Raw genomic sequence first — 12587 nt, 5'->3', positions numbered from 1 at the left:
TTTATGGCTCCCGGCTTTTTCCTGTCACGCCGCTATCGATTTTTCCGAGGGAAGCCATTCCTCGATCGTGACTTCGAAGGTCATGCAGACAGTGTTGGAGCCAGCGACGAACGGGCCGCCATAGACGTCGCCATTTGTATCGGCGACGACGCCCGAAAGCGACGCGGTGATCGACCCGTCGACATCGGACCGCACTTCGCCCGCAAGGCTGACGATCTCAACCGCGGGTCCCTTGATCTGGATGAACTTCCCGTCGCGCGTTCCGAGGCACGCATCGACCAAGCTGCCCAGCGCGCCGCGCACGAAAGCGTTGCGGAAGCCATGCGCCAGACACAGCTTCTCGACGCCCTGGACGAGATCCTCGTTGGGCGCGATGCGCGCATAGGCGACGCGGCCCATCGTGCCAACTTCAACTGTGACCGGCTCAGTCATAAAATGGCTCCTGATAGGGCTGCAAAAGCGGAATGTTGGTTTCGGGGTCGAAGGCCTGCCGCAATTCGAATCCTTCCAGAGACGTGACCAGCACGTGGATGGGATCCGGACCGACCAGGCATGTGTCGGTCAAAATATGCCCGCCCTTCACCCTCCCGTCCTGGCACCGAAGCGCTGCGTGGCAGTGAACGAGCGGCTTGCCTTTCATGTCGGTGCCGATGGTTGCATTGCCGAAGATCATAAAAGCCGAGCCCGCGTCGATCGGCTTGGTATAGGCGATGACAGCCTTGCCCGTGGGGTCGGGCGGGGCGACGCAATAATGCAACTGCTGGAAATATCCGCCGAGGATGGTGGTCGAGGCATTGCGGATGCCGAGTTCCGCCAAAGGTGTGACAAGCCCGTCGAACAGGCTCGTACCAGGCATCAGCGCCAGGCGCACATGCCGGCCATTCGCCGAATGGAGGCTTTGGATGCGGACCGGGTTGAATCTGCCGGGGTGGATGAGGGTTCTCGGGCGCGGGCGCAGTGTCGAAAGCGCTGCCGTCATGATCTGATTTCTCCCGGTCATGCCGCCATGCGGCGGCAATCGTTGAACCAGATCCATTCTATTTCAAGACGAACAGGAGTTTCTCTTGAATTCGTCGAAAGCCCACGCAAATGTCAGGAAATTCTCACGCCAAAGCCCCTCAACACGAGATATTTTTCTGAGCGAGATATTGGAAGGATGCGATGCGATGCCCCGTAAACCGCTTGATGAGATCGACCGGAAGATCCTGAGGGAACTCGTTGCCAACGCCCGCATCACCAGCAGCCAGTTGGCCGAGCGGGTCGGCCTGTCCTCGAGCCCATGCTGGCAGCGCGTGCGGAGGCTGGAAGAGGACGGCTACATTGATGGCTATGTCGCCATTCTCAACCAGGAGGCGCTCGGCCTCGGCGAAACGGTCATCGTCGAAGTCACGCTGGAACGGCATGACGACGAGGCGCTGCAGCGTTTCGGCGCCGCCATGCTGGCCTTGCCTGAGGTCATCGAAGCCTATCTGACCACGGGAGAATACGACTATATCATCAAGGTCGCGGTCAGCGGTACGTCAGCCTATGAGGAATTCCTGAGCAAGAAGCTTTATAAGATTCCCGGCGTCCGCCACTCCCGCTCCTGCTTTACCCTTCGCTGTATAAAGAACAAGGCGTCGTTCATGCCGTTGTCTTTGGGTTAGTCTGGCAAGTAGCCCAGTTTCAACAGTTTGACCGAAAAATCGGCACAACTGTTGAAACGTCACCTTATCAAACGCTTACGATGCATCGTTCACACGCTCAGATATGCGTCCAGCGTCTCGGGCGCGGCGAGCAGGGCGGCAGATGTATCGCGATAGGTCACCGCGCCGCGTTCGAGCACGATAACGTCGTCGGTCAGCGGCAGGACCTTTCGCGCCTTCTGCTCAACGATGATGGCTGACATGCCTTCGTCGGTAACGATGCGGCGGAGAGCCGCCAGAAGCTCGTCGACGATGATCGGCGCGAGCCCTTCCAGCGGTTCGTCGAGCAACAGCAGCTTGGGGTTCAACATCAGTGCACGAGCGACCGCCAGCATCTGCTGTTCGCCGCCCGAAAGCTGGTTGCCGAGATTGCGGCGTCGTTCCTTCAGGCGTGGAAACATCTGGTAGACGCGCTCCAGCGTCCAGCTTCCAGGCCGTGCGGTGGCGGTCAGGTTTTCCTCGACCGTCAGCGAGCGGAAGACGTTGCGCTCTTGCGGCACCCATCCGATGCCAAGCGGCGTGCGCTGTTCGGCGCGCAACCGCGTGACATCCTTGCCGTCGATCTGGATTGCGCCGGCATGATGGGTCGTCACGCCGACGATGGTATCGAGCAGCGTCGTCTTGCCGGCTCCGTTGCGGCCCAGAAGCGCCAGCGACTTGCCTTGTTCCAGCACGAGATCGACCTTGGCGAGCACGCGAGCCTCGCCATAGCCGGCGACGAGCCCCTGGATGCGCAGAAGCACGGCCATCAGGCGTCCTCCCCGAGATAGATGGCTTTCACCTGCGGGTCCTTCGAGATTTCCGCCACCGTACCCTCGGCAAACAGCGCGCCCTGTGCCAGCACCGAGATGCGGTCGGCGAAGGAGAAAACCAGATCCATGTCGTGCTCGATCAGCACGACGGTGACATCTGCGGGCAGTTCGCGGACCAGCGACAGCACCTCGTGACGCTCTTCCTCCGGCACGCCGGCGGCCGGCTCGTCGAGCAGCAAAACCTTCGGCTTTGCGGCGATGGCCAGCGCGATTTCCAAAAGACGCTGCTTGCCATAAGGCAGGAGCGTCGTGGCAACGCCCATCGCGTCGGCCAGTCTGAAGCGCTTCAGAAGCGCTGCCGCTTCGTCGGCCACCGCGCGATCCCGCGAGAGCGGCCGCCATGCCATGCCGCCATGGCCTTGGCGCTCGCCGATGGCCAGCATCATCGAGTCCAGCGGCGTGAAATCGCCGAACAGCTGGTTGATCTGGAAGGTGCGCGACAGGCCGCGTCCGACGCGTGCATGGGTGGGCAGGCGGCTGATTTCTTCCCCTCCGAGCAGGATCTGGCCGCTGTTGGGCGCAAGCACACCGGTGAGAAGGTTGATGAGCGTGGTCTTGCCGGCGCCGTTCGGCCCGATCAACGCATGGCGTGCGCCCTGGCGGACCGAAAGCGTCACGTCGTTGGTGGCGGTGAAGCCGCCGAAGCGCTTGACCAGGTTGCGAGTTTCGAGCGCAGCCGTCATCGCACGTCCTCCGCTGCCTTGCGGGCTTTCAGCCGCTCGGCCCGGGCCGAGCCAGGCAGGAAGGCCTGCCAGCGGGTGATCCGCTCGCGGCCCACCATGACGATGATGATCAGGATCAGGCCGATCCAGAACATCCAGTATTGCGGCGTGATCACCGACAGCCAGTCACGCAGCACCGTGAAGATGATGGCGCCGAAGATACCGCCGTAGAGATAGCCGGTGCCGCCGATGACCAGCACCAGCAACACGTCGGCGGAGCGGTGGAACGCGAGCACATCGGGCGAAACGAAGCTGGTCGTCTGCGTCAGCAGCGCACCCGCGATACCGGCATAGACTGCCGCGATGGTGTAGACCACAACGATGCGGCGCGTCGGCGAAATCCCCAGCATCGCCGCACGGACCGGATTGCGCTTGATTGCCTTGAGCGACAGGCCATAGGGCGAGTTCACGATACGGCGGGCGATGAAGGTGAGCACCATCAGCACGACGAGGGCGTAGATATAGCCGTTGCGCCCCCACAGGTCGAATTCGAAAAGCCCGAGGATCGGCGTGATCATCACGCCCGAGAGCCCGTCGGCGCCACCCGTCAGCCATGCCGCCTGGTTGGCGAGTTCGGCCAGGAGCATGGCGACGCCGAATGTGGTCATCAACCGTGTCAGGTCCGATCCGCGCAAAACGAGGAAGCTTGTGACGAAGCCGAACAACCCGCTGACGGCGCCCGCGACCAGCAATCCTGTCACCGGCTCGCTGACGTAGTCGCGGGCGAAGATGCCGGCAACATAAGCACCGAGGCCGAAAAAGGCGGTGTGGCCGAGCGAGACGATGCCGGCATAGCCGAGGATCAGGTCGAGCGAAACAGCGAACAGCGCCAGGATCGTGATCTCGGTGAGGATCAGCATCTTGGACGGCAGGACGAAGATCATGGCAATGGCGATAAGCCACAGCGCGATCTCCCAGATCTGCCAGCGGCCGGCGCGCTTGAGCAGGCCGCTTGCAGTTTCGGATGCGGAAAGCGCTTTGTCGCTCATCGCCCGCCCTCCCGCGCAAACAGGCCGTGCGGCCGCAGGATCAGCACCATGATCATGACGCCATAAATGATGAAGGCGCCGGCTTGCGGCACATAATATTTGCCGGCGACATCGGCGATGCCGAGCAGAAGCGCTGCCACGAACGGCCCGGTGATGGAGGATGTACCGCCCACCGTCACCACGATCATGAAATAGATCAGAAACTTCAGCGGGAAGTTGGGATCCAGCCCGAGGATTTCAGTGCCGAGCGCTCCGCCCAGCCCGGCAAGGCCGGACCCGAGCGCGAAGGTAAGCGCGAAAACAACGGAAACGTTGATGCCGAGCCCGCGCGCCACGCGCCCGTCATCTACGGCGGCGCGAAGTTGGCTGCCGAAGCGTGTGCGGGTCAGCGCCAGTTGCAGGGCGACCGTCAAAGCGGCGCAGAGCACGATGATGAACAGCCGGTAGCGGCCGATGCCGACGCCGAAAAAGTCGAAACGGCCGCGCAGTTCCGGCGGCAGGCTGATCAGTTGCTGCTGGCCGCCCATGAAATAGTCGACCGCCGCGATCGACATGAAGACAAGGCCGATCGAGAACAGCACCTGATCGAGATGCGACGATTTGTAGAGGCGCCGATAGAGCGTGCGTTCCAGCAGGACGCCGATCAGCGCGGTCACGAAGAAGGCCGCTGGCAGGCACCAGTAGAAGGAGATGCCATAGCGGTTCATCATGATGACAGTGATATAGCCGCCCGCCATGGCGAACGCGCCATGAGCGAGATTGACGAAGTTCATCAGGCCCAGCGTGATCGAAAGGCCGCAGGCGAGGACGAAGAGAAGCATCCCATAGGCGATGCCGTCGAACAGGATTGTCAGCATGGTCACTCGCGGTTGCAGTGCGGGCCGTGACCGGCCCGCAGCGCGTCATCGGTGGCTCATTGAGCGGCGAAGGGATCCTTGATCTTCTCGTAGGTGGCGAACTCGACATTATAGAGTTCGTCGCCGACCTTCTCGACCTTGCGGATATAGATATCCTGCACGATGTCGCGTGTCGCCGGATCGATGGAGATCGGCCCGCGCGGGCTGGTCCACTCCATGCCCTTCATGGCTTCGACCAGCTTGGTGCCATCCGTGTCGCCGCCGGTCTTCTCCAGCGCGGCATAAGCGAGATGCATGGCATCGTAGCCGCCGACGGACATGAAGTTGGGACGCATATTGTTGGCCGCCTTCTTCACCTGCTCGACATAGGCCTTGTTCTCGGGGCTGTCGTGATTGGCCGAGTAGAAATGGCCGGTGATGACGTCGAGCGCGGGATCGCCGATGGCGTTGAGCAGGTCGTCATCGGTCACGTCGCCGGTGGCGATCAGCTTGATGCCGGCGTCGGCGAGGCCGCGGTCGGCGAACTGCTTCATGAACACCGAGCCGACACCCGACGGTACGAACACGAAGATCGCATCGGGCTTGGCATCGCGGACGCGCTGCAGGAAGGGCGCGAAGTCGGGGTTCTGGAGCGGCACGCGCACCGCCTCGACGATTTCACCGCCTTCTTTCTTGAACTGGTCGGTGAAGCCTTTCTCGATGTCATGGCCGGGGCCGTAGTCGGTCACCAGCGTCACCACGCGCTTCAGCCCATTTTCGACCGCCCAGGTGGCGACCGGCACGGCCGACTGCGGACCGGCCATGGACGTGCGGACGAAATACTCGGACTGCTTCATGATGGCAGAAGTCGTCGCCGAGGTGATGATGGCGGGAATTTTGGCCTGGTTCAGAACCGGAGCCACCGACATGGCCAAAGGCGTCAGGCCGAAGCCCATCAGCATGGAGACGCCTTCGTTGACGACGAGTTCCTGGGCAATGCGCCGGGTCTGGTCGGCGGTGCCGGCATCGTCGCGCAGCACAACTTCGATTTTCTTGCCGCCCGCCGTGTCGCCATGCAGCGCCATGTATGCACGGACACCCGCTTCGACCTGTCGGCCGGTGGAGGCGAAAGGTCCCGTCATCGGCAGGACGAGGCCAATCTTCACAACATCCTGAGCGAAGGACGGCGTGCCGGCCAACGCGGCCACCATTGTGCCGGCGATGAAAATACGTCTCGTAATCATGTATACTCCTCCCATTTTCTCGAAGCATGTCTTCAGAAACCGAAGACCGCCGTCAGCCTGAAAGATTCCACTTCTCCTCAAACTGGAAGACGGCTGCGGCCAAACTCACATATCCACGCCATGTATACATATATCGATTTCACACACAAGAGAGCGCGCATGCGATGCACTCAAACGTGAGATCGCGCCCCATCGCTGCCTCCCGGAGTGCGAGCCTGCAGCCGCTGCCTCATGGCGCAATGGTCCGCACACGGGCCGACAACCGGCCGGCTATGCCCGGTCCCGGGTCGTCAGCGTCTTGCGGAAGCTTGTAACGCGGCTGAGATTGGCTTGCCATTGCGCGATGTTGGGAAAGTTGTTGACATACCAGCGCATCGCCGTGTGGACCTGCGTAAACGCGCCGACCGCCATCATCAGCCCGCCGAAATTGAGCCCGCCCGCAAAGTAGATCGGCGCGGCGACCAGGATCGGAACGACCAGCGCAAGCCAGCCGAAGCCGGCGGAAACCCAGGTGAGATTGGTCTGCGACAAGGCAATCTTCCAGCTGACGCTCAGCACATGGGCGAGTTGCCCTTCCAGCCGCGCGAGATGTTCTTTGCGACTGCGCCGGCTGTCGCCCTTGTCGAGACTGTCGTTCACCGTTTTCAGCGAAGAGCGGAACTCTCCCTCCCGCGTCTCCCGGTCGGTGTTGAGCGCCACCAGATTGCGTCCGACATACCAGCTCATCAGCGACGCAATGCCCGAGTACAGAAACGCGGCCCAGACCATATAGCCCGGAATGGTGAAGGCTTGACCTTCGAAGCGAAAGACGAATCCGCTGGACACGTTCCACAGAATGCCGATGAAGCTCACCAGCAGGATCGTCGACTGGACGAAGCCGATCGCCAGACCGTTGGTGGAATCGGCCAGAGACCGAGCGTCGAGATGGATGCGCTGGTCGGGATAGGACGTATCGTCCGTACCGGTGGTGTGCGAGCGGTCGCCGCGCAGCCATTGCTGCATCAGGTCGCTGGAAATGCCGTGGCGCAACTCCAGGGCGATGCGCAGGCTGAGCCAGGCCTGCCCGACATTCAGCACCAGCAGCACGAAGGCAATCCAGCAGAAGCGCTGCAGCTGGTCGATGAAGCTGGGCAGGTTCCGCTGTTCCAGTGCGTTGTAGAACGGCACGTTCCAGTTGTTCAGCACCACCTGCATATAGGCGGTCGCCACGATGACGGTAAGCAGCGTCACGGAGAAGAAGATTGTCCTCCGGTGACAGTCGGAGCGGCGCAGCATCGCGCCGAGGATGCGAACCTGCTCCCACTGTCCAGGCTTGCCGCCGAGGTCGACGACGGGGAGGGGGAGGGTGTCTTGCTGTGCCACGGGCAATTACCTCACGGGCATCGATAATGGGGATGCCCTCGCACAGCGGCGGGAGCAGCTCCTGCACCGCGGACAGCGGTGCGCCGCATGGGTCGCTCCCTCGCTAGCTACCGCCAGGCAAGGACAAGACTTCCACTGAACGGGCCGATAAGTGCATGCCGTAGACGTATCGGTCGGACAATTCCACCTCCTCGACGACCCGGCTGGGGCCGCTGAAAGCCGAACGCACATGGCCGAGGCGAGCGATTTACGAGGCAGGACTCAAGACCGCCGCGCCGGGTCCAGACACATCTAGGTACAGTTGAGCCGGTTCATCAAGGCATCATTCCGGCTTCCCCACGTTTGTGAGGAAAAAGGCCTAGGCAATCCGATGGACCGGATTGGCGATCCAGCATATTCGGCTGCTGTCCTGCGCACCGATAGGGAGGAGCGTTTCGTCTATCGGCGCCGTATGGTGGATACAGGTCAACCGATCGGGAGCGGCTACACGCGTAATAGAGCGCGTGTATGCTTCAGCAGGCCAATTCCGCTTCCGCGTCGGCTTCGACGCACAGCCCGGTTTCCTCGCAACGACTTTCGCAATCCTCGATGTTGTCGACGATGCTGTCGAGTACCCGCAGGGCAACGACCATGTCGTCCTTGTCGATGCCGGCCAGCAGTTGGCTGCGAAGATCAGCGGCAAAGGCTGAGATCGACGCCATTTCCTTGCGTCCATGGTCCGTCAGATAGATCGCCTTGGCGCGCCGGTCCCCTTCGATGGCGCAGCGGGCAACCCAGCCGGTTTTCTCAAGTCCGTCCACCAGCCCGATCATTGAGGGCTGTTCGACCTGCAGCGCTGCCGCCAGTTCGGTCTGGGTAGCGCCCTCATTGGCTGCGAGATGCTTCAGAAGATACGCGCGCGCGGTCGTGAGCCCGTGCTTTGACACACGGGCATCGAAGACCTTTCTCAATTTCCGGCTGATTTGTACCAGCCGGTCAAAGAGAGCATCATGGGGTGTGGGGGCATCCACCGCGGCATTCCTTAAGGGTCAAGCGAACTCTAGAAGCGGAATATAGGGAGTACAAGAGGCGCAAACCAGCTTTTGAACGTCGCAGGCGAACGCTATTCCGTTTCTCGATAGCCTTTTCGACGTTTGACCCGTTCCAGGCGCCGGCGCGCAGTTTCGGCCTCGGCAAGCGCGGAGAACGTCTCGATCATGCCGCGCCCATCGGTCCCGATCCTGCCCCAGTTGCGCACCAGGGAGACTTCGCCGAACAGCGTCGGCTGAAGCGAAAGCGAATAAAACCGCGCCATGTTGCGCGCCGGGTCGATCCTGCGGAAATGCAGCGGTTCTGTCTTGTCGATAGCCATGGCCCAGTGTCGTCAACACCGGACAAGGCGTCCAACGCCTTATATGAATCGGTCAGGCCGGATCGATTCACGCGGTTGATGGATCGGTAGGGCAGGGCGCAGCCCGCTCCCTCCTCGGGCGCATGCGCCCTTTCGGGCATGTCCGTCCGGATGCATGACAATTGATAAGTTTTACCGGCAAAATTAACGCCAGATCAGCAACTTTCTCATACAGTGGCAACAACCGACTGGTTCGAACCGGCTTCTCGAAAGATGAAGCCAGCGCGTTGCTGCTCCCATCGCTGTATGCGGGGAGCCGGCGGCGGCAGGAGAGGGGCTGGTTCTCGACCACTCCCGGCATGGGAAAGGACGCCATGCGCATAGAAGATTACCTCCGCACAAGCGCGCTGCATGCGCCGCAGAAGACGGCTCTCGTTTCGGGCGACCGGCGGCTGACCTATGCCGAGTTCGACGACCTGTCGGACCGTCTCGCCACCGCGCTGACCGCGGTCGGGGTCACGCCGGGCGACCGCGTTCTGGTCTTCATCGAAAACAGCTGGCAGGCGGCAATCTCGGTCTTCGCCGTGTGGAAGGCCGGCGCCGTGCTCTGTCCAATCAATCCCTCGACAAAGTCCGGACGCCTCGCTTTCATCATACGCAATTGCGGCGCCAGTGCCATCATCGCGCAAGGCAAGCTTGCCGGCGTGGTGGTGGAAGCGCAGGCGCACCTTGCCGAGCCCCTCAGCATAGTCCTGACCGCGCCGTCGCCGCTCTTGCCCGCCGCGCTCGATTTCGACACTTGCCTGCTCGTGTCGCCGGTTCTGCCCGACACGGCTGGATCGGATGAAGACCTTGCCATGGTCATCTACACCTCCGGGTCCACCGGCGAGCCCAAGGGCGTGATGCTGACGCATGGCAATATCGATGCGGCAACCAGTTCGATCACTCAATATCTCGAAAATACCCCCGACGATGTACTGCTCAGCGTGCTTCCCATGGCGTTTGGCTATGGGCTCAGCCAGCTTCTGACCAGCGTCCGTGTTGGCGCGACCCTGGTGCTGGAAAAGTCTTTTGCGTTTCCAGCGGAGGTTTTCTCGCGCATCCGCGATGAACGCGCCACCGGCTTCGCCATGGTTCCGGCCATGGTCGCGATGATGCTGCAGACGCGCGACCTCGATTACAGCCAGTTCGACAGTCTGCGCTATATGACCAACGCCGCCGCGGCCCTGCCGGTCGCCCATATCGAGCGGCTGCGTGAAGCGCTGCCGCATGTCCGCCTCTTCTCCATGTACGGGCAGACCGAATGTATCCGCTCGGCCTATATGCCGCCCGAGCAACTCGCGCTTCACCCAGGCTCCGTCGGTATCGCCATTCCTGGCTGCGAACTCGCCGTCGTGGACGAAGAAGGTTACGAACTTCCCGCAGGCATGGTCGGCGAACTGGTCATCTCGGGACCGAACGTGATGCGCGGCTATTGGGACAACCCGGCCGCCACCAATCTCGCGCTTCGCCCTGCACCCGGCACAGGCACCGTCCGCCTGCACAGCGGCGACCTTTTCCAGCGCGATGCCGAGGGCTATTTCAGCTTCGTGGCGCGCAAGGACGACATCATCAAGTCGCGGGGAGAGAAGGTTGCGCCGAAGGAAGTCGAGGCGGTGATCTACACCATCCCCGGCGTGGTCGAGGCGCTTGTGCTTGGAGTGCCGGACCCGGTGCTGGGCCAAGCCGTCAAGGCGCTGATCGTCTCGTCCGACCCGGCGATGCTGGAGCGCGATGTTATCCGTTACTGTGCCAAGAGGCTTGACGACTACATGGTGCCGAAATCCGTCGAATTCAGGGAGAGCCTTCCCAAGACTGACACCGGCAAGCTCAGCCGCCGGCTCGCCGGTGCGATGACCGCCTGATGACGATCAGATGATCGTCTCCTGGGGTGGAGTATTGGTCTCGCCTGCATCCGGATTCTCGTGCTCGGGCGGAATGTCCTCTACCGGAATATTCTGCTCGGGGTGCGAAGGCGGCTCCTGCTCGGGAATCTGGTGACCGGGCTCTTCGACCACCGGCGGCTGTTGGCCAGGCGCTTCCTCGATGGGCGTATTTCTTGGTCCGCTCATGCAAATCTCCTTTGACCGTGGAAACTTGCGGAACGACCTGCGGTTCCAGACGACAAAAGCTGGCGTTACTCAGGCTTGGCTTTTTTGCGCTTGAGCAAGGCGAAAAGCCCGATCTGGACCACTCCGGCCATTGCCAGTGCCGAAGTCACAGCAATGGTTGCGTTGGCGCCGTCTACGATGCCGGCGAATGTGGCATAGCCAAGCGCGATGAAAGATGCGTTCCACAGCGCAATACCGGCAGCGGTCGTGATCAGGAACATCGGGAAGCGCACGCCAAGCGTGCCGCTGATCGCCGGTCCCACCAGTCGCGCGGCAGGCATGAGTTGCATGCCGAAGGAGAAAGTGGCCGCGTTGTCGATCACCCGGTTGCGGAAACCCTCCGACCGGCAGCCCGGCACATGCCGGAACAGCCGCATCATGCGGTCTTCTCCAATGCGCGTTCCCGCCCAATAGTAGATCGTGCTCGCGCACAGCCCGCCGGCAAGGCTGAAAAACAAAGCATCTTCGATTGACCAGCGCCTGCTCGCGACGCCCGCGCCAAGAAAGGCAAACAGCACGGCCGATGGGACCACCGGGATCATGCGCTCGGCGGCACCAAGCACGAACAGTGCCGCCCATCCCTGGACGGCGACCATCGTCAGCAATGGGGCAATCAGATCCACCGGTCATCTCTCCACATCCCCTTCAAACACAGGGGCTGGCGCTTATAGTTCCGGCCTTAACGCACGCATCCTTTAAGGGTTGCCAGCGTTGCTGCCGATCTCGACGCTTTTACGACGCTTCACCGCATCGGATTTAACACCGAGCCGAGGGCGATTTTCTCTAATCACTGTATTGAGAATCGTTGTTTTGTGCAACTGCAGCATGATTGTCCGATCAATTACCCTGCAATGCAGCATTGGATATCATCCGTCGCTTTAACACGGTGCGAAACCGTCTATACGCACCTGAAATCACTGCGTTTTTGCGCCGGCTTCAATGCCTTTTTTCTTTGTGTAAGCCTCAGTCTCGCCAAACAACTCGCAGGACGAGGCCGTTTTCGAAAAATTGAAGGCAATGCAGGCAGCTTCCCCGGTGCAGGCTTGCTCGCATTGAATGCGCGCGGTCGCGCGGAGCTTGCGTCCGATGCCCTCCGGAAAGGCTTTGTCGTTGAAATACTCGAAATAGACCGGGTTGGCGGATGATCCCGGCAATCCCATGCCCATCTGCACGCCGCTACGCGCGCGAGCATTAAGCCGCTTCTCGCCATAGGTCGATTTGAGGTGGCACATACTGTTCCAGGCATCGAAGGTGTAGGCGACGCAGCCCGTAGTCTTGGAGCACATCCGTTCGCAGGCGGGCTGGTCGGGGGCGCGTGACGATTGCAGCGCGGAGCCGGTCAGATCGGCATTCCGAAGATCAGCGTAACGCTTGTCCGCCTGGCCGTTCTTGATCGAATAACTTTCCGCGTGGCTCGGCTGATGAAAAACGACAGCCAACAACAAGCCGAGCAAAAA

General features: G+C 61.4%; 15 protein-coding genes. 2 read left to right on the top strand and 13 right to left on the bottom strand.

The genetic code is table 11. The features are described 5' to 3' along the window. Nucleotides 1–24: 24 nt before the first annotated feature. Together ICI42_RS12065 and ICI42_RS12060 are read right to left on the bottom strand one after the other, a co-directional pair. Nucleotides 25–432, bottom strand: a complete 408-nt coding sequence (locus tag ICI42_RS12065) for a PPC domain-containing DNA-binding protein (RefSeq protein ID WP_188164818.1) — start codon at nucleotides 430–432, stop codon at nucleotides 25–27. Continuing rightward, complete coding sequence (locus ICI42_RS12060) at nucleotides 425–979, bottom strand: PPC domain-containing DNA-binding protein (RefSeq protein WP_188164817.1); 555 nt, start codon at nucleotides 977–979, stop codon at nucleotides 425–427. The genes ICI42_RS12065 and ICI42_RS12060 overlap by 8 nt, the downstream gene beginning before the upstream one ends. A 187-nt stretch (nucleotides 980–1166) precedes the next feature. Between ICI42_RS12060 and ICI42_RS12055 the strand changes: the two genes are divergently transcribed. Then, nucleotides 1167–1646, top strand: a complete 480-nt coding sequence (locus ICI42_RS12055; RefSeq protein ID WP_188164816.1) for an Lrp/AsnC family transcriptional regulator — start codon at nucleotides 1167–1169, stop codon at nucleotides 1644–1646. An 89-nt stretch (nucleotides 1647–1735) separates the two neighbouring features. On the opposite strand, the gene ICI42_RS12050 is transcribed toward ICI42_RS12055, so the two are convergent. The 8 genes from ICI42_RS12050 to ICI42_RS12015 form a co-directional block, all read right to left on the bottom strand. Next, complete coding sequence (locus ICI42_RS12050; protein ID WP_188164815.1) at nucleotides 1736–2434, bottom strand: ABC transporter ATP-binding protein; 699 nt, start codon at nucleotides 2432–2434, stop codon at nucleotides 1736–1738. After that, nucleotides 2434–3180, bottom strand: a complete 747-nt coding sequence (locus ICI42_RS12045) for an ABC transporter ATP-binding protein (protein ID WP_188164814.1) — start codon at nucleotides 3178–3180, stop codon at nucleotides 2434–2436. The genes ICI42_RS12050 and ICI42_RS12045 overlap by 1 nt, the downstream gene beginning before the upstream one ends. Then, nucleotides 3177–4208: a branched-chain amino acid ABC transporter permease gene (locus tag ICI42_RS12040; RefSeq protein ID WP_188164813.1), complete on the bottom strand. Its 1032-nt coding sequence runs from the start codon at nucleotides 4206–4208 to the stop codon at nucleotides 3177–3179. Before ICI42_RS12040 ends, ICI42_RS12045 begins: the two co-directional genes overlap by 4 nt. Beyond that, entirely contained in the window at nucleotides 4205–5065 is an 861-nt protein-coding gene (locus ICI42_RS12035; protein WP_188164812.1) for a branched-chain amino acid ABC transporter permease, read from the bottom strand. The genes ICI42_RS12040 and ICI42_RS12035 overlap by 4 nt, the downstream gene beginning before the upstream one ends. A 56-nt stretch (nucleotides 5066–5121) precedes the next feature. Continuing rightward, nucleotides 5122–6288, bottom strand: coding sequence for an ABC transporter substrate-binding protein (locus ICI42_RS12030; protein ID WP_188164811.1), 1167 nt, complete (start codon nucleotides 6286–6288; stop codon nucleotides 5122–5124). Nucleotides 6289–6558: 270 nt separating this feature from the next. Continuing rightward, nucleotides 6559–7650 carry an ABC transporter ATP-binding protein/permease gene (locus tag ICI42_RS12025; protein WP_188164810.1) on the bottom strand — a complete coding sequence of 364 codons (1092 nt, stop codon included), beginning with the start codon at nucleotides 7648–7650 and terminating at the stop codon, nucleotides 6559–6561. Between the two features lie 512 nt (nucleotides 7651–8162). Further along, the gene (locus tag ICI42_RS12020) at nucleotides 8163–8576 is read right to left on the bottom strand and encodes a MarR family winged helix-turn-helix transcriptional regulator (RefSeq protein ID WP_188164809.1); all 414 of its coding nucleotides are present in this window, start codon (nucleotides 8574–8576) and stop codon (nucleotides 8163–8165) included. Between the two features lie 176 nt (nucleotides 8577–8752). Then, nucleotides 8753–9001 (bottom strand): WGR domain-containing protein, encoded by a 249-nt coding sequence (locus ICI42_RS12015; RefSeq protein ID WP_188164808.1) that lies wholly within the window; start codon nucleotides 8999–9001, stop codon nucleotides 8753–8755. Nucleotides 9002–9354: 353 nt separating this feature from the next. Here ICI42_RS12015 and ICI42_RS12010 point away from each other — a divergent pair, with 353 nt between their 5' ends. Then, on the top strand, nucleotides 9355–10884 hold the full coding sequence (locus ICI42_RS12010) for a class I adenylate-forming enzyme family protein (RefSeq protein WP_188164807.1): 1530 nt from the start codon (nucleotides 9355–9357) through the stop codon (nucleotides 10882–10884). A 6-nt stretch (nucleotides 10885–10890) separates the two neighbouring features. Here the strand turns inward: ICI42_RS12010 and ICI42_RS12005 are convergent, their stop codons facing one another. The 3 genes from ICI42_RS12005 to ICI42_RS11995 all read right to left on the bottom strand — a co-directional run bounded on the left by ICI42_RS12005 (nucleotide 10891) and on the right by ICI42_RS11995 (nucleotide 12569). Beyond that, nucleotides 10891–11091, bottom strand: coding sequence for a hypothetical protein (locus ICI42_RS12005; protein WP_188164806.1), 201 nt, complete (start codon nucleotides 11089–11091; stop codon nucleotides 10891–10893). Nucleotides 11092–11156: 65 nt separating this feature from the next. Further along, nucleotides 11157–11753 carry a DedA family protein gene (locus ICI42_RS12000; RefSeq protein WP_188164805.1) on the bottom strand — a complete coding sequence of 199 codons (597 nt, stop codon included), beginning with the start codon at nucleotides 11751–11753 and terminating at the stop codon, nucleotides 11157–11159. Nucleotides 11754–12044: 291 nt separating this feature from the next. Beyond that, nucleotides 12045–12569 carry a PAN domain-containing protein gene (locus ICI42_RS11995; protein WP_188164804.1) on the bottom strand — a complete coding sequence of 175 codons (525 nt, stop codon included), beginning with the start codon at nucleotides 12567–12569 and terminating at the stop codon, nucleotides 12045–12047. Nucleotides 12570–12587: the final 18 nt, after the last annotated feature.

It is taken from the genome of Oryzicola mucosus (assembly GCF_014534685.1).
GTDB lineage: Bacteria > Pseudomonadota > Alphaproteobacteria > Rhizobiales > Rhizobiaceae > Oryzicola > Oryzicola mucosus.
This window is presented reverse-complemented; position numbering and strand designations above follow the sequence as displayed.